Raw genomic sequence first — 18,634 nt, forward strand, 5'->3', positions numbered from 1 at the left:
TTATGAAGTCCACACCAATGACCGCATTCGACACTGCGTTTGCAGAAGACACCTATAAAGGTTTAACGAACTTCCCAAAATATCTTCTTTCAAAATACATCTATAATGAAAAAGGAGATAAGCTTTTCCAGAAGATCATGGCAATGCCGGAATATTATCTTACCAACTGCGAAAAAGGAATTTTTGAAGAACATACTGCGGCTATTGCCGATTCTTTCAACAGTCCTGATGGTTTTGACATTATTGAACTTGGTGCCGGGGACGGCAAAAAAACCAAAATACTTCTACGCCATTTAGCCGAAAAAAAATACAATTTCACTTACCAGCCTGTGGATATAAGCCAGCATGTACTGAATGAACTTGAGCAAAGCCTTGCAACAGAAATACCTGAAGTAAACGTAAAAACACAACAGGGAACCTATTTTAAAACCCTGGAGCGGCTGGCAGACTATAATACGCGGAAGAAAATTATCATGGTGCTTGGTTCTAACATTGGAAACCTCCTTCATAAAGACGCGATAAATTTTTTGAAGAATATCCAAAATTCCATGAGTACAGAGGATATGCTTTTTATGGGTTTTGACCAGAAAAAACATCCGCAGAAAATTATTGATGCCTATAACGATCCTGCCGGCATTACAGAAGCTTTCAATAAGAACCTGCTGGAAAGAATTAATACTGAGCTGGATGCAAACTTCAACCTTGATTCTTTCTTACACTGGGAAACTTACGATCCTGAGAGCGGAACAGCAAAAAGCTTTTTGGTGAGCAGGGATCAACAGGAAGTTTTAATTGCAAAACTAGGCCTAAGGGTGAAATTTGAAGCCTGGGAAACGATACATACCGAAATATCACAAAAATATGATGATGCTGTGGTGGCATGGCTTGCCTCAGAAGCAGGCCTGGATATAGAAACTTCCTTTAGCGACAGGGATAATTGTTATAAGAATTACGTTTTTAGAAAGAGAGCTTCTGCCAATTCTTAAATAAGGCTCTTCAATAACGCAACCATTCACGCGTTCCTCATCTAAATAGTAGTAACAACTTAAATATAACATTATAGATGAAGAAATTACTTTTATCAATTGGCTGTATTTTACTTTTTTCAGCATGTGATAGTAAGAGTAACTGCGAGGGCTATGCCTGCTTTACACCTCCCGAAGCATTTGAATTTGAATTTATAGATGCCATTTCCGGCGAAAACCTGTTTACTAACGGTACATTTCAGGAAGAAGACATTGCTATCACTAACCAGTATGATAATTTAAATGTTGAAGTAGATTTCATTTCAGAAAATGAGTATAATATTCTTCAGATTGGCAGCATAGGATGGGAAACCGAAAACGCCGATTATTTAATTGAAATAGGAGAAGAAGTTTCTTTTCACCTGCTTGTGGATGCCGATAGAGTAACTGAAGATTGCTGTTCTTTTACAAGAATTAACAGTGTGGAAATAGAAGGTGCTGAGTATGAACGGCAGGAGGAAACCGGCATCTATCAAATCCTGGTGGACTAAATTTTCTTCTTCTCCCGGTATTCATTACCTTGAAAAACATCAGAAGAAAATTTATGAAAGCCATTTGGAACAACACAATAATCGCGGAAAGTGACGAAACAAAAACTGTAGAAAATAATCACTACTTCCCCGCGGAATCTGTAAAACGGGAGTATCTGCAAAAAAGTAACAGCCATACCCGTTGCCCCTGGAAAGGCAAAGCTTCATATTACCATATAAAGGCAAAAGGAGATGTTATTAAAGATGCCGCCTGGTATTACCCACAGGCAAGCCATGCCGCCAGGCCTATCGAGAATTATGTGGCCTTTTGGAAAGGAGTAGAAGTTACCGGATAGTTTAAAAACCACATCCGGCAACTTCCTTAATTTAAAAAATCTCTCGAAGATTACAGTTCTAAAACTGAATTTTCTGCGGCTGCATATTCATTCCAGTTAAAACGATCTGCCTCTTCTTCATTTTTCCATTCGCCGTCTATGCAGTACTTGAATTCATAAGATTTATCTGTAGGCAGCTTTAATTGCCCTTTAAAACTTCCGTTTTTAAGCTTTTTTAATTCCATTTTCTCCCAATCATTAAAATCACCGGCAACGGCTGCGGAAGAAGCTTCTTTAGCGGGAATGTTAAAAGTCACTTTACACTCCGGCTTAGACTTTAGATATTGTTTTGTAATAGACATAGGTGTTTATTTAAATATATTTAGAACGATGTAAAAATAACAATTGAACTGATTCAAACCACCATAAATCAGTCTACTAGATCATTTTTATGGAATTATTAATATAGGAAATGAAATTTTAGGAAATGAAAAATACAGCCTACAAGCCTTTTACAGATTAATAAATCCCAGCTTAAATTTTATGTTTTATAGCTTCTGTAAGTTCGTTAATTTCCTCTATGGTATTAAAATAATGGAAACTTACCCGAATGCCTTCTCCTCTCTGGGAAGTAATAATATCCCTGCTCCGGAGATAATGAAATAACTCCTCCTCTCCTTTTAGGTTAAATATGGAAGAATGTTCCTTTCTGTCCAACACATATTTTTCCAGCAGATCCATTTCAGCAAACTTTTGCCGTGCATATTCCTTTAGTTTATGGATTTGTGTCTCAATTTTATCCATTCCTGTTTTATCAAGCAACTTCAGGGCCACTGCCAGGCTGCCGTAATTAAGGGTATCCTGGTGGCCGGGTTCAAACTTGCCAAGAAAATTTCCTTCATGGGCTTTGTATTTCCCCTGCAGGGAACCAAAACCAAGATGTTTGGGTTCAATTTTCCCTTCCACATTTTCATTAAACAATATAAACCCGTTGCCATAGCCGGCATTCAGCCACTTATAAGTGCTGCTAATCACCACATCTATGCCGGAGGAATCAAAATCGAAAACTTCTGTTCCTAAATACTGCGTCCCATCGGCAACAAAAAGGATATCGGGAAATTCTTTCTTCAGCTCTTTTAGAAAATCAATACTCAGTTTGACCCCGTTTATATACTGCACAATGCTAAAAGCGAAAAAATCGGGCCTATTTTCAGTTAATGCCTGCCGGATATTGTCTTCAAGATGTTCATCTATAGCAGCATAAGAAATATCAAAATTCCTTGATTTTACCGGCCAGTTAATAGAGGGATAATCCCCCTTTAGCAATAAAGCCTTTTTAGGTTTTTCAAAACCCTCCAGGAGCGTGTTAAAACCATAAGAAAAATTGGGTACCAAAGCCACGCGGTGGGCCGCGCAGTTAAAAAACCTGCCCACGGTTTCCCTTACCTCGGTTAACAGCTCTCCCTGCCACTCTTTTAATATACTTGCTGAAATTAGAAAATCCAGGTCATGGTCCTGGCGAAACTCAAAAACTTTTTCAGGTAAAAAGCCTGATGCTGCGGTATTCAAATAGGTATATCTTTTTAAAACAGGGAAGCCTTTTCGTAAATTATTCATAGGTGCAAGGGAATTCTTTTTTAAAAACTGTAAATTTGATTTACACTAAAGTACTCCTAATTATGTTTTCCAGAAAGAAAAACGAGTCCAAACTAGATGCCGAAAACAGGGAACTCTACGAGTATGCCCGTAAACGAACCCTTCAGAAGAAAAGGCTTTTTCAACATTTTGTAGTCTTTCTTATTGGGGCCGTTTTTTTAATTATTCTAAATGTAATTATTGGCTATCAGGAAGATTTTAAGCCGCTTGGTTATAATTGGTTTGTATGGGCCGTGTTGGTATGGGCGCTTATCTTCCTTATTCATTTTTTTAATGTTTTTGTAGTACACACCTTTATGGGAAAAGAATGGCAGGACCGCCAAATGGAACTTTTGGTGCAGAAGCAAAAGGAGAAGATTGCTAAAATGCAAACCAGGGTAGATGCAGATTATCCCCTTCCAAAAAAGGAAAATTCTCATCCGGAGAAAACCAATCCTGAAACTCCTCGCAAACCTTACAATACCTGATTTATGCTTACAGTAATTGCTGCTGCTGCAGAAAATAACGCCCTGGGAAAAGACAATGACCTGGTATGGCACCTGCCCGATGATTTCAAGCGATTTAAAAAGCTTACTTCCGGGCACCACATTATAATGGGCCGCAAAACTTTTGAATCCTTTCCCGATCTTCTTCCACACCGCACCCATATTATAATTACCCGAAAAAAGGATTATAAACCAAAAGGCACAATAGTGGTAAATTCCCTTGAAAATGCCCTGGAAAAAGTAAAAAATGATGAGCAGCCATTTATTATTGGAGGTGGAGAAATTTATAAAATGGCTATTGATAAGGCAGAAAAGATAGAACTTACCCGCGTTCATGGCACTTTTGATGCCGATACGTTTTTCCCGGAAATAAATCTGGAGGAATGGAAAATTACTTCGGAAGAGTTTCATGAAAAGGATGAAAAGCATGAATATCCCTTCACTTACATAACCTATGAGCGGAAATAAATTTTCAGATGTTATAAAGGCTGCGGGAGAAGAGCATGGATTTTCCGTAAAAAATACAAAACCGCTCTCCGGCGGGGACATTAATGATGTTTTTGTGATTGAGACCGGTTCTTCAGAAAAACTGGTGATCAAAATTAATGATGCCGCAAAATACCCGGGAATGTTCCAGGCAGAAAAAGCAGGCCTGGATGCGCTAAGAAAGCCAGAAATTATTAATGTTCCCGAAACATTGCATGTGGGTGGGACGAAGGAATATTCTTATCTTGTTCTGAAATTTCTTGAAAGCGGAAGCAAGGCTTCAGGTTACTGGAAAATCTTCGGAAAGCAAATGGCAGCCTTGCACAAAGTATCTGCTGAAAAATTCGGGTTTGAAATAGATAATTTTATTGGCAGCCTTCCGCAGTATAATTCCGAAGAAAATTCAGCAGCCGATTTTTATATAAACCAGCGACTGGAACCACAGTTTAAAATGGCTTCAGAAAATGGCTACAGCCTTGGCAATACCGATAGTTTTTTAAAAAATTGTGCTGCTATTATTCCTAATGAAGCTCCCTCCCTGGTTCACGGTGATATTTGGAATGGAAATTACATGACCGGCGCAGATGGCATGCCTGTTCTTATTGATCCTGCAGTAGCTTTTGCTCCTCGCGAAATGGACCTGGCCATGATGAAACTTTTCGGTGGATTTGATGCCAGCCTATTCCAAAGCTATCAGGAGCATTTTCCCCTAGAGGATGGTTTTGAGGAGCGCGTAGCTTTGTGGCAACTTTATTATTTGCTGGTTCATTTAAACATTTTTGGATCTGGTTATAAAGCTTCCGTAGAAAACATTTTGCGCCGTTATCGCTAATTTTGCAGTTCTTAACACTGATGTTTTAACTTTTAGGACTTTATTAGCTCAAAACCAACGCTTCGCTTCTTATCTTCATTAGCTCACAATAAAAAATTGAAAATGAGCACAAAAAACCTGAATCATAAGGAAGCGAAAGAAAAATTAACCTCTCTGGTAGATGACATTAAAACCGGATTTTTAGTGACTGCTTTGGGAAAAAAGCCAGTTAGTGCGATTCCCATGTCTACCAAAAAGGTAGATGATGAGGGCAATATCTGGTTTTTGAGCAGCATGGCCAGTGATCATAATGCTGATATTGCCAAAGATGATGAAGTGCAGCTTTTGTATAGTGATACTTCAGATATGGAATTTATAAGCATCTTTGGTAAAGCTTCTATAATTACAGATAAAGAGATCCTGGAAGATTTCTACTCCAAAGTAGATGATGCGTGGTTTTCCGGTTCAGATGATCCTAATCTTTCCGCATTAAAAGTGCGTCCACAGGAAGCTTATTATTGGGACACCAAGCAAAATAAATATATAACTCTTTTTAAGATGGGGCTCGCTGCATTAGGCGGGGATCAGAAAGATATTGGAGAAAAAGGAAAATTAGACATATAAAAGCTGTATTTGTCAGGAAAAGGCCTCGTATCATTTATGATTTTTATGAGGTCTTTTTTTTTATGTCTATTTTAGCCTCATAAAATTTATTAGCAATGAATGCATATATTTTTCCAGGCCAGGGCGCACAATTTTCAGGGATGGGTAAAGATCTTTATGAAAATTCTGCCGGGGCCAAAAAACTTTTTGATGAGGCCAACGATATCCTTGGTTTTTCCATAACCAATGTGATGTTTGAAGGATCTGCAGAAGACCTGAAACAAACAAAAGTCACCCAGCCTGCCGTTTTTTTACATTCAGTTATTTTAAGCCAGGTATTAGGTGACCAATTTAAGCCTGATATGGTGGCAGGACATTCTTTGGGCGAGTTTTCTGCCCTTGTGGCCAATAAGGTTTTAAGTTTTGAAGAGGGACTACAGCTGGTTTACAAAAGGGCGATGGCCATGCAACAGGCATGTGAGAATAAACCTTCTACTATGGCCGCCGTGTTAGGCCTGGAAGACGAAATGGTTGAAGCTGTATGCGCCGATGTAGACGGTGTGGTGGTAGCCGCCAATTATAACTGTCCCGGCCAATTGGTTATTTCAGGCGAAGTGGAAGCGGTGGAAAAAGCCTGCGAAGCTTTAAAAGAAAAAGGAGCACGCCGTGCAATGTTGCTGCCAGTTGGAGGGGCATTTCACTCCCCGCTAATGGAACCGGCCAGGCAGGAACTGGCAGATGCGATTGAAAAAGTGAATTTTGCCAAACCTATCTGCCCGGTTTATCAGAATGTGAGCACTTTTGCGGTAACCGATCCTTCTGAAATCAAAAAGAACCTTGTTTTTCAGCTAACCGCACCGGTAAAATGGACACAATCTGTCCAGAATATGATTAAAGACGGAGCCAAAAGTTTCACTGAAGTTGGCCCAGGAAAAGTACTGCAGGGGCTCGTAAAAAAAATAGACCGCAGTGCTGAAGTAAATTCAGCAGAGCTCTAAAACAAAAAGCCCCGGCCTTTCAGCCGGGGCTTTTTCAAATATATTATTCTTCTATTTATTCATAAAGTCAGTAATTGTGCCGGCGATATAATTAATCTGCTCATCATCCAGTTCGGTATGCATCGGCAAAGAGATTACCTCTTTCACAAGATTATTGGTCACAGTGAAATCGGCTTCTTTGTATCGCTCGTCTGCGTATGCCTTTTGAAGGTGTAGCGGAATTGGATAATAGATCCCGAAAGGAATATTTTTCTCCTGAAGGTGTTTCGCCAGCTCATCCCTTTTTCCGTTGGTTATCTTTAACGTATACTGATGGAAAACGTGCGTATCCTGTTCTCCCTGCCTTTTAGGAATTTCTATATTTGGCTGGCCTTGAAAAGCCTCATCATATTTATCTGCAGCTTCCTGCCGGGATTTGTTGTAATTGTTCAGCCGGGGAAGTTTTGCTCGTAACACCGCGGCCTGCAAACTGTCCAAGCGGGAATTCACCCCCACCACATCATGGTGATAACGTTCATACATCCCATGGTTTACAATCCCACGAATAGTGTGAGCCAGTTCGTCATTATTGGTATAAATTGCTCCCCCGTCTCCATAACACCCAAGGTTTTTAGACGGAAAAAAAGAAGTCGCTGCGACATCTCCCATTGTTCCTGTTTTATAGACTTTTCCGCCCTTTGAATGGTAATTTCCTCCAATGGCCTGGGCATTATCCTCTATAACATAAAGGTTATGCTCCCTGGCTATTTCCATTATAGCGTCCATATTTGCCGCCTGCCCAAAGAGGTGCACCGGCACAATGGCTTTTGTTTCTGGGGTAATGGCATTTTTAATAGCCTGAGGGTCGATATTAAAACTATCTGGCTCCACATCTACCAATACCGGGGTAAGCTGCAATAAAGCAATTACCTCTACCGTGGCGGCAAAGGTGAAATCGGCAGTAATCACCTCGTCACCGGGTTGCAAGCCTAATCCCATCATAGCAATCTGCAGGGCATCAGTTCCATTCGCGCAGGGAATTACATGTTTTACGCCAAGATAAGCTTCCAGTTCCTTTTGAAAATTATGAACTTCAGGCCCGTTTATAAAAGCCGTAGTATCCAGAATTTCTTCAAAAGAACCATTAATTTCTTCCTTGATATCTTCATATTGACCTTTAAGATCAACCATTTGTATCTTTTTCATATTTATCCTTTGTAGGACGCCAAAAGTACAAAATATCGCCCCTACAGCCAATGCAATTTTAAGGAAAGGCCTATTTTAGCAGCTTAAAAAACATTATAGTTTGCAGTTTCTTTACAATCTCTTTATCAGTTTTGCCGAAATCCTCTTACCGGTTTTAGCTGCTTTTAGCCCTAAAATAAAGCTGGGCCTGGATGGCAGGAAAGCAGTTGCCGGAACGTTAAAGGCAGAAATTGGTAAAAATGATAAGGTAATCTGGTTTCACGCCGCTTCCCTGGGAGAGTTTGAACAGGCCTTACCGGTGATGGAAATGATAAAAGAACAGCTCCCAAATGCTAAAATTCTGGTAAGCTTTTTCTCCCCTTCAGGATATGAAAACAAGAAAAATCATCCCCTGGCAGAAGTAATCACCTACCTGCCGCTGGATACCAGTAAAAACGTACGGGAATTTTTGGACCTTGCTCATCCGGAAATGGTCTTTTTTGTAAAGTATGAAATCTGGCCAAATTTTTTGAGGGAGCTAAAAGCACGTAAAATTCGCAGCTTTCTTCTTTCAGGAGCTTTCAGGGAGAACCAGATTTACTTCAAAAGCTACGGAAGCTGGATGCGAAAATCCCTTGAGGCTTTTGAACATTTCTTCCTTCAGAATAAAAAGTCACAGGAACTGCTAAAATCCCAGGGATTCAATAACACCAGCATTACCGGCGATACACGGTTTGACAGGGTATCCAGACAAATTGAATACAACAACAAGCTTGATTTTGTTGAAAATTTCCTCCAGGGAGATTTATGCCTGGTTGCCGGCAGTACCTGGCCGGAGGACGAAGATTATCTTCTTCCTTATATAAATAAAGCCCCAAAAAATGTAAAGGTAATTATTGCCCCTCATGAAATTAAAGAAGAAAAAATTAATGCACTTCAGCAAAAAATAGAGAAAAATACGGTGAGGTACAGCCAAAGACAGGCAAATGTAGAGCAATTCCAGGTATTAATAGTGGATACCATTGGTTTACTAGGCAAAATTTATAGCTATGCAAATGTAGCTTATGTAGGCGGAGCCGCGGGTACTTCAGGGCTACATAACATTTTGGAACCTGCCACCTTTGGGGTTCCTATAGTTATTGGGCCTAACTTTTCAAAATTTCCTGAAGCTAAGGACCTGCAGCAACTTGCGGGATTATTTTCTGTAGCTTCTGCAAAAGAAGCCTCTTTTATGCTGAAACGTTTAATGACCGATGAAAACTTCAGAAAAAAAACCGGAATGGTTGCCGGCCACTATGTGAATTCTAATACAGGAGCAACCAAAAAGGTCCAGTCTTATCTCTTTTAATGATGAACCCGCAAGGTATCAGACATTATTCATTAATTAAAATTTTAAGTTTTTTTATGAAAAGTTTAGCAATACCTTTTATCAATTGGAATTAATCATAGTTATTTTTGTTAATTAGCAATCATAAAAACAACTTATTATGAAACGACCCATTTTATTACTTGCTTTTATTTTCACCTTTGCGACCACTTTTACTTCGTGCCGTGATGTAGAGAATGAAAGTACGGACGACACCGAAATGGAAGCTGATGATATGAATGAAGACATGATGGAAGATGATGATCTTGATGATGTAGATGATGATCTTGAAAATGCCGCGGAAGAAACCGGCGATGCGATTGAGAATGCTGCGGAAGAAACCGGGGACGCTATAGATAATGCCGGGAATGAAGTAGAAGACGAAATTAATAATACCGATGATTATTAGATTATAATCAATAAATAAACAGAAAACCAAAATGAAAAAACTAATGCTGATTCTGGCGTTGGTTTGTTATACTACTGTTTTCACTTCCTGCAGGGAAGAAAAATCAGGAATAGAACAGGCCGCCGATGATGTTGAAGACGCTGCAGAAGATATAGCGGACTAAACATTATAGCCTAAAAAAAGCCCTCAGGATGAGGGTTTTTTTATTTTTTGTTTGGTGGATAACCATCAAGCGCTTTCTGTATAATTTTACTGAACAAAGCCTGACGTTCCTCCGGGCTTGAGTTGGGATCAAATTTAGTATCTACAATCGCCTGCCAGATGAGGCTGTCTTTTTCTTTATCTATAAAATCTATAGTCATTCTCAGGAAATTTTCAGGGCCGCCAATTGGAATTCCGCCAGAGACCCCTACCCCCATATTGCCACCACCGCCTCCAATCCCAAGGCCCACAGTATTGTTGCTTTCCTGCTGAAATTTTTCAGTATATACATTTACAAATATTCCGGGATCTTCTGCAGTAGCGAAGCCTTTTTGCTGCATTGCATTATCTATTGCCCTTACAATTCTTTGTTCGTCCAGCTGGCTTAATCCTGAATGGAACTCAGGAAAAAGAGCATACGTGGAATAATGGTCAAAATTGGCATTCTGGTCGTAATCATAAGCAATTTTAGGAGTATTACAAGCCGCAAAAAGCAGGCATAAAAAAAGAAGTTTTACAATTTTCATATTAGTAGAGGTATTAGAAGCTTCCGCTTCCTGTTTAATATCTGCCATCCAGATTTCTACTAAAAATAAGCAAAAACTATCCCAGAAAAGAAAAATTCGTAATATTAAGCAGGCTTCTTATTCAACATTTCCCAAAGCCTGTCTTTTAATTCAGTTAAACCCTGCTGGGCCACTGAGGAGATAAAAACATAATCTGCTTTAAGGTTTTTATCAAGTTCCGCTTTTAATTCGGCTTTAAGCTCGGCATCCAGCATATCACTTTTAGATATGGCAATTAACCTGTCTTTATCCAGCATTTCAGGATTATACCTGCGCAGCTCGTCCACCAGAATTTCATATTGTTTTTTTATATCAGGCGCGTCTGCAGGAATAAGGAAAAGTAAGGTGGAATTTCTTTCAATATGCCGCAGGAAGCGATAACCAAGGCCTTTGCCTTCTGCAGCCCCTTCAATAATTCCGGGAATATCGGCCACCACAAAAGTCTTAAATTCCCGATATTGTACAATCCCAAGATTAGGTTTCAAAGTAGTAAATTCATAATCGGCAATTTTGGGTTTTGCCGCAGTAATAACAGAAAGCAGTGTGGATTTTCCGGCATTTGGAAAACCTACCAGGCCAACATCTGCCAGGACCTTTAGTTCCAGCGTAATATCTACCTCCTGCCCATCTATACCAGGTTGGGAATAACGCGGGGTCTGGTTGGTGGAGCTTTTAAAATGCCAGTTTCCGAGTCCGCCCATTCCTCCTTCAGCAACAACATATTCCTTTCCGTCTTCAGTAATTTCATGAACAACCTCCTGGGTATCGGTATCTCGAATTACCGTTCCCAAAGGCACGTCTATATACTCATCTCCCCCGTCTGCACCAGAGCTACGTTGTTTCCCTCCATTTCCACCATGTTCTGCCCTAACATGTCTTTTAAATTTTAAATGGAAAAGGGTCCATAGATTCTTATTACCACGAATTATTACATGGCCTCCCCTTCCGCCGTCACCACCATCGGGACCTCCTTTGGCTATATACTTTTCCCGGTGCAAATGGGAAGAACCGCTACCGCCGTTACCGGAACTAACGTGAATTTTCACATAATCAACAAAATTTCCTTCAGTCATATTCGTATATTCTCCTTTAGGGAAGTTTAGGTTTTGCAGGCATAAATAATAAAATTTAGCTCCTGCCTAAATAAGTGTATCTATTACTTTGCTCAGTCTTTCGGTAATATCTTTAACAGAGCCTACCCCGTCTACGCCATAATATTTATCCTGTTTTTGATAATATTGTTTAAGAATGGCGGTTTCTTCATAATAGACCTTTATTCTTCTGCGTACCACGGTTTCATCTGCATCATCAGGCCTTCCTGAAGTTTTTCCACGTTCAAGCAGGCGCTGCACCAAAACCTCATCTTCAACTTCAAGTGCAATCATGGCATCAACCTCTTCATTCATAGAAGCCAGTAATTCAGCTAAAGCATCGGCCTGGGCCACCGTTCTTGGAAAGCCGTCAAAGATAAAACCCCTGGCGCCTTTATGCTCCTCAACATTGGCACGCAACATATTGATAGTCACCTCATCAGGCACCAGCTGCCCCCGGTCTATAAAAGATTTCGCACTTAAACCTAGCTCTGTCTGATTTTTAATATTGTGCCTAAATACATCTCCGGTAGAGATATGCACCAGTTGATATTTTTCTTTTAACACAGAAGCCTGCGTTCCTTTACCGGCTCCGGGAGGGCCAAAAAGCACCAGATTTGTCATTTTTTATTCTTTGCGTTTATATACTTGTGTAAGATTTCTACCTAATCCGTCATAATCAAGGCCGTACCCCACAATAAATTTATTGGGAATCTCAAGCCCTTTAAACTTAATCTCAAAAGCCTTTTTATAAGCTTCAGGCTTAAAAAAAAGAGTGGCCACCTGATACTCTTCCACACCTTCCAATTCCAGAATACGGTTAATTTCTTCCAGGGTATTTCCCGTATCTACAATATCTTCGAGAATAACCACATTTCTGCCTTTTAGTTGCTGGTTAAGGCCCACCAGCGTTTTCACCACCCCTGTTGTAGAGGTGCCTTCGTAAGAACCCAGCTTCACGAAACTTACTTCACAATCTCCTTTAAACCTTTTAATCACTTCTGAAGCGAACATAAAGGCGCCGTTTAAAACTCCCAGAAAAACGGGGTTCTTGCCATGGTACTCCTCATTCAGTTGATCTGCCACTTTGGTAATGGCATTCTCTATTTCTGCTTCGGAAATAAAAGGTTCAAATTGTAAATCGTGAAGTTGGATCAAAACATCAAAAATTTTAAAGAGGCAAAGATAAGGATTCTCAATTACTCACCCTATCAGATTTCTACAGAATAAGTGGCGGTTTCCACCTTAAAAAATTATTTTTGCTTAAACCTGAAATGTATATGCTCAATTATTTTTCTTCAGATTTCAAATTAGGCATTCTTGGCGGCGGACAGCTGGGAAAAATGATGCTTTACGAAACCCGTAAACTGGACATCCAAACTCATGTTATAGACCCTAATCCAGAAGTGCCCTGCAGGATTGCCTGTAATTATTTTGAGCAGGGCGATCTGATGGATTATGAAACCGTTCTCAATTTTGGGAGAAAAGTAGATGTACTCACTTTTGAGATTGAAAGCGTAAATGTAGAAGCACTCAAAAAGCTTGAAGAAGAGGGCATAAAAACTTATCCTTCAGCAGCTACGCTGGAAAAAATCCAGAATAAAGGAGTTCAGAAGAATTTTTATGTGGAAAATCAAATTCCTACTGCCGGTTTTAAGATTTTCAGCAGTAAAAAAGAACTTTTACAGGCTATTGATGAAGAACAGGCAAGCTTCCCCTTTGTCTGGAAAAGCACTACAGGCGGTTACGATGGCAAGGGCGTGGCCGTGATAAAATCTCCATCAGACCTGGAAAAAATTGAAGACGCCGAATGTATTGCGGAAGAAATGATCCCTTTCAAAAATGAACTGGCTGTTATTGTAGCGCGCAATCCTTCAGGCGAGGTTAAAACTTATCCTGTGGTTGAAATGGAATTTCATCCTACCGCGAACCAGGTGGAATATGTGATTTGTCCCGCCAGGATAGATTCCGCAGTAGCTAAAAAAGCACGAAACCTGGCTACAAAAGTTTCCGAAGCCTTTGAACATGTAGGGCTACTGGCGGTTGAAATGTTCCAGACCAGGGAAGATGAAATTATGGTAAATGAGGTGGCGCCAAGACCCCATAACAGCGGGCATTATAGTATTGAAGCCAGTTACACCAACCAGTTTGAACAACATATAAGGGCGATCCTGGACCTTCCACTGGGCAATACCAATAGTAAGCTTGGCGGAATTATGGTGAACCTTGTAGGAGATGAAAATCATGAAGGGGAAGTAGTTTACGAAAATATTGAAAAAATTATGGCTATGGAGGGCGTCACTCCTCATATCTATGGAAAAAAAATAACTAGGCCCTTCCGGAAAATGGGGCATGTAACCATTGTAAATGAGCAAATTTCGCAGGCCCGAAAAACGGCAGAAGAAGTAAAAAATTCTATAAAAGTCATTTCAAAATAAAAAGAAGCCCCACGGCGACCTCAACAGAAGATAAAATTATGGGAAAAGTAGCAGTAATTATGGGCAGTACCAGTGATTTACCGGTAATGCAGGAGGCAATAGATATTCTTCAAGGTTTTGATATTGAAGTGGAAGTGGATATTGTTTCGGCCCACCGAACCCCAGAAAAATTATTCGAATACGGCAAAAATGCTCATACCAGAGGTATTCAGGTGGTTATTGCCGGCGCAGGTGGCGCAGCGCACTTACCAGGGATGATTGCGTCCCTCTCCCCTCTTCCTGTTATTGGAGTGCCCGTAAAATCAAGAAATTCCATAGATGGATGGGATTCCGTTTTGTCTATTTTACAGATGCCAGGCGGAGTACCCGTAGCTACCGTAGCACTGGACGGCGCCAAAAATGCCGGAATCCTTGCCGCGCAAATTATTGGTTGCTCAGATAAATGTGTGCTGGATAAAATAATAGTGTATAAGGAAGGGCTTAAAGAAAAAGTAATAGAAGGTTCTAAAAAGGTACAAAAATAAACAAGCCGCATTAAATGCGGCTTGCGGAGTAGTTAACTTCCTTTTCAATTTGTAAATCCTATTTATTAACCATTCTAAATATATTAATCCACAACTTTAAAGTAACTACACATTTAATTTTTTTACTCAAGCCGTAAAGATAGTTAAAAATATCCCAAAAACTATCTTTTGCATTATAATAAAAATCAATAACATTAATAAATAAATTTATGGTATCTACCAATAACCCCCTTTTAGAACCTTTTAATGAAGCTCCTTTTTCAAAAATTGAGACCAGGCATTACAAACCGGCCATTCTTGAGGCTATAAAAACTGCTCGGGAAGAAATAGATGCCATCGCTAATGCAGAGGAGGCACCAGGCTTTGAAAACACTGTGGCCGCCCTGGATTTTGCAGGCAAGCAGCTAGACCGGGTCACCAGTGTTTTTTTCAATATAAATTCGGCCGAAACCAATAAGGAGATTCAGCAAATCGCCCAGGAAGTTTCTCCTCTGCTAACAGAATTTAAGAACGACACCATTCTTAACAAAGCTTTATTTAAAAGAGTGAAAAAAGTTTTCGAGGAGCAGGAAAATCTTGATTTAAGTGTTGAAGAAAAAACCTTACTTGACAAAAAATACAAAGCCTTTTCCCGAAATGGTGCCAATTTGCCTGAAGAAAAACAACAGGAATTAAGGGAAATTGATAAGCAATTGTCTTCTTTAAGCCTGAAGTTTGGTGAAAATGTCCTGGAGGAAACGAATAAATTCGAACTCCATATCACCAACGAAGAAGATTTAAAAGGCCTTCCTGAAAGTTTTAAAGAAGAAGCAAAGGCTACAGCAGAAGGCAAAGGAAAAGAGGGCTGGATGTTTACGCTGCAATACCCCAGCTACATCCCATTTATGAAATATGCTGAAAACCGGGAGTTGCGCAAAAAGATGGCCCTTGCTTTTGGAGCCAAAGGTTTTCATGGAGATGAACTGGACAACCAGGAAAATGTGCTGAAAATTGCCAAATTAAGGCACCAGAGGGCAAATCTTCTGGGATTTAAAACACATGCCCATTTTGTACTGGAGCAGCGAATGGCCGAAACGCCTGAAAAAGTAAATGAGTTTCTAAATGAACTGCTGGAAAAGGCAAAACCGGCGGCAGAAAAAGAATTTGCCGAACTGGAGCATTTTGCAAAGAATATGGATCATATAGACAGGCTCGAGAAATGGGATGCCGCTTATTATGGAGAAAAATTGAAACAGGAATTATTTAACCTAAATGACGAAAAGCTGAAACCTTACTTTAAGCTTGAAAATGTTATTGAAGGCGTTTTTCTTGTGGCCAATAAACTTTACGGCTTGAAATTCAATGAAGTTTTTGATGTAGATAAATATCATCCCGATGTAAAAACTTACCAGGTGACCGATGAATTCAATAAAAAAGTAGCCCTTTTTTATGCAGATTTCCATCCGCGGGAAGGAAAGCGCAATGGCGCCTGGATGACGATATATAAACAACAGTACATCCAAAATGGCAAAAATGAACGCCCTCACATTTCCATAGTATGCAATTTTACCAAACCTTCCAAAACAGAACCTTCATTACTAACTTTTAACGAGGTGACCACTCTTTTTCATGAATTTGGGCACGCCCTTCACGGGATGCTGGCCAACACCACCTACCCCAGCCTCTCCGGGGCGAATGTGTACTGGGATTTTGTGGAACTGCCCAGCCAGGTGCTGGAAAACTGGTGCTATGAAAAGGAAGCTTTGCAATTATTTGCAAAACACTACAAGACCGGCGAAGCCATTCCTATGGAATTAATTGAGAAAATAAAAGAATCGGCTAATTTTCATGAAGGAATGGCCACCTTAAGGCAATTGAGCTTTGGAATGCTGGATTTAAGCTGGCATGGGATAGACCCCTCCGGCATTACAGATGTGAAATCCCATGAAGATGAGGCCTTTGCGCCAACAAAGCTTTATCCCGAGGTGCCGGAAAATTGTATGAGCACTTCCTTTTCTCATATTTTCCAGGGTGGATACTCTGCAGGATATTATTCCTATAAATGGGCAGAAGTATTGGACGCAGATACTTTTGAATATTTCCAGGAGCAGGGCATCTTCAGTAGGGAAGTTGCCAGTAAATTCAGGGAAAATATACTTTCCCGGGGAGGCACAGAGCATCCTATGGTACTCTATAAAAGATTCCGCGGAAAAGAACCTCAACCCGACGCACTTTTAAAAAGGGCAGGATTACTTCCGAAGTAAAAAAAAAAATTTCCCGGCTAAATTTTCATTTAACTGAATTTTAGCCGGTTTTTCCTCTTAATCTTATCATTTTTATAACTGATTTGATGCTATCTTTTTCTATTTTTGGATGAAGACATTCAGTTTGAAAAACATGCCAGCGCACAGTCTCGATCCAACAAAGTGGGTGGATAAATATTCCGATTATCTATTTAATTACACGATTGTTCGGGTGAACGATCGCGAAATTGCCAATGATCTTATTTCAGAAACTTTCCTTGCCGGCCTTAAATCCAAGAAAAATTTCAAAGGTCAGGCGAGTGAACGCACCTGGCTTATTTCCATTCTAAAAAGGAAAATCATAGATCATTACCGCCGCATTAATTCTAAAAAAGGAAAGGCTGAAGTACACATTAATTATTCTGATGATTATAGCGATGGCGAATGGCTGGAGGAACAGGTGGCAGATGCCTCAGACCGTAATGCGGAAGATGAAATGGAGAACACAGAACTGGGACTGGCCATCCTGGAGTGCCTGGACCAGCTTAATGAAAAGCAGGCGGCAATATTTAAAATGAAAACAATTGATGGTGCAGATACTGAAGTGATTTGTAATGAGTTTAACATCACCCCGTCTAACCTGTGGGTAATTATACATAGAGCACGGGTAGCTTTGGCTGCATGCCTTGAAAAAAACTGGTTTTAATGATGTTTAGAGATTTCTTTTTTCTTATTGATTGCTCGAAAGCTGAAAATTGTTGCGATAAGGCGCAATACAGGGAACTTAGCCGCGCAAATAAAATAAAATTACTCATGCACCTGGCCATTTGCCGTCGTTGTAAAGAGTATACTGCCCGTAATTCCCGACTTACCAGCCTCATCAAAAAATCTGGAGTAAAGACTTGTACTAAGGTTGATAAGGAAACCTGGAAAAAAAGAATTAGAGAAGAACTTGCTAAAACAGATTCCTGAGCAACAGGCTTATGAGCAGCCACATTATGGGAATGGCCTCTACCCAAAAGGAAGCAAAATAGGGGGATTGTTCTTTTCTGGTCCTGTAAAGAAACATTCCTGAAATTAACACTGTAAACAAGAGTGGTAAAAAAAAGATTACTTTGAAATCTGGCCTAAGGAACTCCAAAAGTAAGATGAGCAGCAACAAAACATAGCCAAGATTTTTCGTCCTGCCGGTACCTATACGCTGTGGGATAGTTCCCAACTGCAATTTATCGAACTTAAGGTCCCTTATTTCAAATGGAAACATTAGTACCAGCACCAGCAAAAAACGCTGTAAAAATTCTGAGAAAACAATCATGCTATCCATAGCCCCTAAAGGAAAAAGCGGCAGCAAAACGGTGGTTCCCGCCCAAACCAGCGCTATTACAAAAATTTTGGTTCCATTTATACTCCTAAGGTTTGCTTTCCCTTTCCAGAAAGGCACAGCGTAAAGTAGAGTAAAACAACCCAGAATAGCAGAAAGTACAATCACCTCCCGGGGCTGTTGAAAAAGGAAATATGCTGCGGCCAGAAAACAACATAAAGAGAAAAACTGGATAAATCGTAAATTACGGGTAAGGCTAAGATGATGCAATTTGGCAAGCCCTGCATATTTTACAAAATTGTAACCGGTAATACTCCCAAATAAGACAAAAAGCAGCAATTCCCAATGAGGCAAGTGCTGGAACCTGATGCAGGTAACCAGGCTAAAAGAAGCCACAGCCAAAGCAACATGCAGGCTGCTGTTTATGTAAAGATCCAGTATCTTTCTCAACAATTAGTTTTTT

24 protein-coding genes are annotated in these 18,634 nt (G+C 40.1%); 16 read left to right on the forward strand and 8 right to left on the reverse strand.

Annotated features, from left to right (window positions below; all coding sequences use genetic code 11):
• Positions 1 to 2 precede the first annotated feature (2 nt).
• The 3 genes from AB8M93_RS00535 to AB8M93_RS00545 all read left to right on the forward strand — a co-directional run bounded on the left by AB8M93_RS00535 (position 3) and on the right by AB8M93_RS00545 (position 1,851).
• A complete protein-coding gene (locus tag AB8M93_RS00535) occupies positions 3 to 986 on the forward strand; it encodes an L-histidine N(alpha)-methyltransferase (RefSeq protein WP_373055581.1) in 984 nt (327 codons plus the stop codon).
• A gap of 77 nt (positions 987 to 1,063) precedes the next feature.
• Entirely contained in the window at positions 1,064 to 1,516 is a 453-nt protein-coding gene (locus AB8M93_RS00540) for a hypothetical protein (RefSeq protein WP_373055582.1), read from the forward strand.
• Between the two features lie 53 nt (positions 1,517 to 1,569).
• Positions 1,570 to 1,851, forward strand: a complete 282-nt coding sequence (locus AB8M93_RS00545; protein ID WP_373055583.1) for a DUF427 domain-containing protein — start codon at positions 1,570 to 1,572, stop codon at positions 1,849 to 1,851.
• A 50-nt stretch (positions 1,852 to 1,901) separates the two neighbouring features.
• Here AB8M93_RS00545 and AB8M93_RS00550 read toward each other — a convergent pair whose 3' ends face one another.
• Both AB8M93_RS00550 and AB8M93_RS00555 read right to left on the reverse strand, forming a co-directional pair.
• On the reverse strand, positions 1,902 to 2,192 hold the full coding sequence (locus AB8M93_RS00550; RefSeq protein ID WP_373055584.1) for an isoamylase early set domain-containing protein: 291 nt from the start codon (positions 2,190 to 2,192) through the stop codon (positions 1,902 to 1,904).
• A 172-nt stretch (positions 2,193 to 2,364) separates the two neighbouring features.
• Positions 2,365 to 3,447 (reverse strand): aminotransferase class V-fold PLP-dependent enzyme, encoded by a 1,083-nt coding sequence (locus AB8M93_RS00555; RefSeq protein ID WP_373055586.1) that lies wholly within the window; start codon positions 3,445 to 3,447, stop codon positions 2,365 to 2,367.
• Positions 3,448 to 3,482: 35 nt separating this feature from the next.
• Here AB8M93_RS00555 and AB8M93_RS00560 point away from each other — a divergent pair, with 35 nt between their 5' ends.
• From AB8M93_RS00560 to fabD, 5 genes are all read left to right on the forward strand, one after another.
• The gene (locus AB8M93_RS00560; RefSeq protein WP_373055587.1) at positions 3,483 to 3,953 is read left to right on the forward strand and encodes a 2TM domain-containing protein; all 471 of its coding nucleotides are present in this window, start codon (positions 3,483 to 3,485) and stop codon (positions 3,951 to 3,953) included.
• A 3-nt stretch (positions 3,954 to 3,956) separates the two neighbouring features.
• On the forward strand, positions 3,957 to 4,439 hold the full coding sequence (locus AB8M93_RS00565; RefSeq protein WP_373055589.1) for a dihydrofolate reductase: 483 nt from the start codon (positions 3,957 to 3,959) through the stop codon (positions 4,437 to 4,439).
• Entirely contained in the window at positions 4,426 to 5,289 is an 864-nt protein-coding gene (locus tag AB8M93_RS00570; protein WP_373055590.1) for a fructosamine kinase family protein, read from the forward strand. Before AB8M93_RS00565 ends, AB8M93_RS00570 begins: the two co-directional genes overlap by 14 nt.
• 102 nt (positions 5,290 to 5,391) lie before the next feature.
• Positions 5,392 to 5,892 carry a pyridoxamine 5'-phosphate oxidase family protein gene (locus tag AB8M93_RS00575; protein ID WP_373055592.1) on the forward strand — a complete coding sequence of 167 codons (501 nt, stop codon included), beginning with the start codon at positions 5,392 to 5,394 and terminating at the stop codon, positions 5,890 to 5,892.
• Between the two features lie 95 nt (positions 5,893 to 5,987).
• Positions 5,988 to 6,869 carry an ACP S-malonyltransferase gene (gene fabD / locus AB8M93_RS00580; protein ID WP_373055593.1) on the forward strand — a complete coding sequence of 294 codons (882 nt, stop codon included), beginning with the start codon at positions 5,988 to 5,990 and terminating at the stop codon, positions 6,867 to 6,869.
• A gap of 51 nt (positions 6,870 to 6,920) precedes the next feature.
• Here the strand turns inward: fabD and AB8M93_RS00585 are convergent, their stop codons facing one another.
• Positions 6,921 to 8,054, reverse strand: a complete 1,134-nt coding sequence (locus AB8M93_RS00585) for a DegT/DnrJ/EryC1/StrS family aminotransferase (protein ID WP_373055594.1) — start codon at positions 8,052 to 8,054, stop codon at positions 6,921 to 6,923.
• A gap of 100 nt (positions 8,055 to 8,154) precedes the next feature.
• On the opposite strand from AB8M93_RS00585, the gene AB8M93_RS00590 reads away from it, so the two are divergent.
• The 3 genes from AB8M93_RS00590 to AB8M93_RS00600 all read left to right on the forward strand — a co-directional run bounded on the left by AB8M93_RS00590 (position 8,155) and on the right by AB8M93_RS00600 (position 9,971).
• Positions 8,155 to 9,381, forward strand: a complete 1,227-nt coding sequence (locus AB8M93_RS00590) for a 3-deoxy-D-manno-octulosonic acid transferase (protein ID WP_373055595.1) — start codon at positions 8,155 to 8,157, stop codon at positions 9,379 to 9,381.
• A 139-nt stretch (positions 9,382 to 9,520) separates the two neighbouring features.
• Positions 9,521 to 9,808 carry a hypothetical protein gene (locus tag AB8M93_RS00595; RefSeq protein ID WP_373055596.1) on the forward strand — a complete coding sequence of 96 codons (288 nt, stop codon included), beginning with the start codon at positions 9,521 to 9,523 and terminating at the stop codon, positions 9,806 to 9,808.
• A gap of 31 nt (positions 9,809 to 9,839) precedes the next feature.
• Positions 9,840 to 9,971 (forward strand): hypothetical protein, encoded by a 132-nt coding sequence (locus AB8M93_RS00600; protein WP_311533152.1) that lies wholly within the window; start codon positions 9,840 to 9,842, stop codon positions 9,969 to 9,971.
• A gap of 40 nt (positions 9,972 to 10,011) precedes the next feature.
• Here the strand turns inward: AB8M93_RS00600 and AB8M93_RS00605 are convergent, their stop codons facing one another.
• The 4 genes from AB8M93_RS00605 to hpt all read right to left on the reverse strand — a co-directional run bounded on the left by AB8M93_RS00605 (position 10,012) and on the right by hpt (position 12,824).
• Complete coding sequence (locus AB8M93_RS00605) at positions 10,012 to 10,584, reverse strand: DUF4136 domain-containing protein (RefSeq protein ID WP_373055597.1); 573 nt, start codon at positions 10,582 to 10,584, stop codon at positions 10,012 to 10,014.
• Between the two features lie 56 nt (positions 10,585 to 10,640).
• Entirely contained in the window at positions 10,641 to 11,648 is a 1,008-nt protein-coding gene (gene obgE / locus AB8M93_RS00610; protein ID WP_373055599.1) for a GTPase ObgE, read from the reverse strand.
• A 66-nt stretch (positions 11,649 to 11,714) separates the two neighbouring features.
• Positions 11,715 to 12,290 (reverse strand): adenylate kinase, encoded by a 576-nt coding sequence (locus AB8M93_RS00615; RefSeq protein WP_373055601.1) that lies wholly within the window; start codon positions 12,288 to 12,290, stop codon positions 11,715 to 11,717.
• A 3-nt stretch (positions 12,291 to 12,293) separates the two neighbouring features.
• Entirely contained in the window at positions 12,294 to 12,824 is a 531-nt protein-coding gene (gene hpt, locus AB8M93_RS00620) for a hypoxanthine phosphoribosyltransferase (protein WP_373055602.1), read from the reverse strand.
• A 122-nt stretch (positions 12,825 to 12,946) separates the two neighbouring features.
• Between hpt and AB8M93_RS00625 the strand changes: the two genes are divergently transcribed.
• From AB8M93_RS00625 to AB8M93_RS00645, 5 genes are all read left to right on the forward strand, one after another.
• Positions 12,947 to 14,104 carry a 5-(carboxyamino)imidazole ribonucleotide synthase gene (locus tag AB8M93_RS00625; protein WP_373055898.1) on the forward strand — a complete coding sequence of 386 codons (1,158 nt, stop codon included), beginning with the start codon at positions 12,947 to 12,949 and terminating at the stop codon, positions 14,102 to 14,104.
• A 38-nt stretch (positions 14,105 to 14,142) separates the two neighbouring features.
• Positions 14,143 to 14,628, forward strand: coding sequence for a 5-(carboxyamino)imidazole ribonucleotide mutase (purE, locus tag AB8M93_RS00630; protein WP_373055603.1), 486 nt, complete (start codon positions 14,143 to 14,145; stop codon positions 14,626 to 14,628).
• Positions 14,629 to 14,837: 209 nt separating this feature from the next.
• On the forward strand, positions 14,838 to 16,871 hold the full coding sequence (locus AB8M93_RS00635; RefSeq protein ID WP_373055604.1) for a M3 family metallopeptidase: 2,034 nt from the start codon (positions 14,838 to 14,840) through the stop codon (positions 16,869 to 16,871).
• Positions 16,872 to 17,004: 133 nt separating this feature from the next.
• Positions 17,005 to 17,556, forward strand: a complete 552-nt coding sequence (locus AB8M93_RS00640; protein ID WP_373055605.1) for a sigma-70 family RNA polymerase sigma factor — start codon at positions 17,005 to 17,007, stop codon at positions 17,554 to 17,556.
• Positions 17,556 to 17,822 (forward strand): hypothetical protein, encoded by a 267-nt coding sequence (locus tag AB8M93_RS00645; protein WP_373055606.1) that lies wholly within the window; start codon positions 17,556 to 17,558, stop codon positions 17,820 to 17,822. The genes AB8M93_RS00640 and AB8M93_RS00645 overlap by 1 nt, the downstream gene beginning before the upstream one ends.
• Here AB8M93_RS00645 and AB8M93_RS00650 read toward each other — a convergent pair.
• On the reverse strand, positions 17,806 to 18,621 hold the full coding sequence (locus AB8M93_RS00650; protein ID WP_373055607.1) for a UbiA prenyltransferase family protein: 816 nt from the start codon (positions 18,619 to 18,621) through the stop codon (positions 17,806 to 17,808). The genes AB8M93_RS00645 and AB8M93_RS00650 overlap by 17 nt on opposite strands.
• Positions 18,622 to 18,634 lie beyond the last annotated feature (13 nt).

Origin of the sequence: Autumnicola aciditolerans (genome assembly GCF_041679265.1) — a bacterium.
Classification (GTDB): domain Bacteria; phylum Bacteroidota; class Bacteroidia; order Flavobacteriales; family Flavobacteriaceae; genus Autumnicola.

Excerpts from the sequence above, each read along its gene's own strand:
- AB8M93_RS00535 (WP_373055581.1), top strand. The coding sequence starts at position 3 with ATGAAGTCCACACCAATGACCGCATTCGACACTGCGTTTGCAGAAGAC.
- AB8M93_RS00625 (WP_373055898.1), top strand. The coding sequence starts at position 12,947 with ATGCTCAATTATTTTTCTTCAGATTTCAAATTAGGCATTCTTGGCGGC.
- AB8M93_RS00545 (WP_373055583.1), top strand. The coding sequence starts at position 1,570 with ATGAAAGCCATTTGGAACAACACAATAATCGCGGAAAGTGACGAAACA.
- AB8M93_RS00575 (WP_373055592.1), top strand. The coding sequence starts at position 5,392 with ATGAGCACAAAAAACCTGAATCATAAGGAAGCGAAAGAAAAATTAACC.
- fabD (WP_373055593.1), top strand. The coding sequence starts at position 5,988 with ATGAATGCATATATTTTTCCAGGCCAGGGCGCACAATTTTCAGGGATG.
- AB8M93_RS00640 (WP_373055605.1), top strand. The coding sequence starts at position 17,005 with ATGCCAGCGCACAGTCTCGATCCAACAAAGTGGGTGGATAAATATTCC.
- AB8M93_RS00570 (WP_373055590.1), top strand. The coding sequence starts at position 4,426 with ATGAGCGGAAATAAATTTTCAGATGTTATAAAGGCTGCGGGAGAAGAG.
- purE (WP_373055603.1), top strand. The coding sequence starts at position 14,143 with ATGGGAAAAGTAGCAGTAATTATGGGCAGTACCAGTGATTTACCGGTA.
- AB8M93_RS00645 (WP_373055606.1), top strand. The coding sequence starts at position 17,556 with ATGATGTTTAGAGATTTCTTTTTTCTTATTGATTGCTCGAAAGCTGAA.
- obgE (WP_373055599.1), bottom strand. The coding sequence starts at position 11,648 with ATGACTGAAGGAAATTTTGTTGATTATGTGAAAATTCACGTTAGTTCC.
- AB8M93_RS00550 (WP_373055584.1), bottom strand. The coding sequence starts at position 2,192 with ATGTCTATTACAAAACAATATCTAAAGTCTAAGCCGGAGTGTAAAGTG.
- AB8M93_RS00585 (WP_373055594.1), bottom strand. The coding sequence starts at position 8,054 with ATGAAAAAGATACAAATGGTTGATCTTAAAGGTCAATATGAAGATATC.
- AB8M93_RS00540 (WP_373055582.1), top strand. The coding sequence starts at position 1,064 with ATGAAGAAATTACTTTTATCAATTGGCTGTATTTTACTTTTTTCAGCA.
- AB8M93_RS00595 (WP_373055596.1), top strand. The coding sequence starts at position 9,521 with ATGAAACGACCCATTTTATTACTTGCTTTTATTTTCACCTTTGCGACC.
- AB8M93_RS00565 (WP_373055589.1), top strand. The coding sequence starts at position 3,957 with ATGCTTACAGTAATTGCTGCTGCTGCAGAAAATAACGCCCTGGGAAAA.
- AB8M93_RS00615 (WP_373055601.1), bottom strand. The coding sequence starts at position 12,290 with ATGACAAATCTGGTGCTTTTTGGCCCTCCCGGAGCCGGTAAAGGAACG.
- AB8M93_RS00600 (WP_311533152.1), top strand. The coding sequence starts at position 9,840 with ATGAAAAAACTAATGCTGATTCTGGCGTTGGTTTGTTATACTACTGTT.
- AB8M93_RS00555 (WP_373055586.1), bottom strand. The coding sequence starts at position 3,447 with ATGAATAATTTACGAAAAGGCTTCCCTGTTTTAAAAAGATATACCTAT.
- AB8M93_RS00635 (WP_373055604.1), top strand. The coding sequence starts at position 14,838 with ATGGTATCTACCAATAACCCCCTTTTAGAACCTTTTAATGAAGCTCCT.
- AB8M93_RS00605 (WP_373055597.1), bottom strand. The coding sequence starts at position 10,584 with ATGGCAGATATTAAACAGGAAGCGGAAGCTTCTAATACCTCTACTAAT.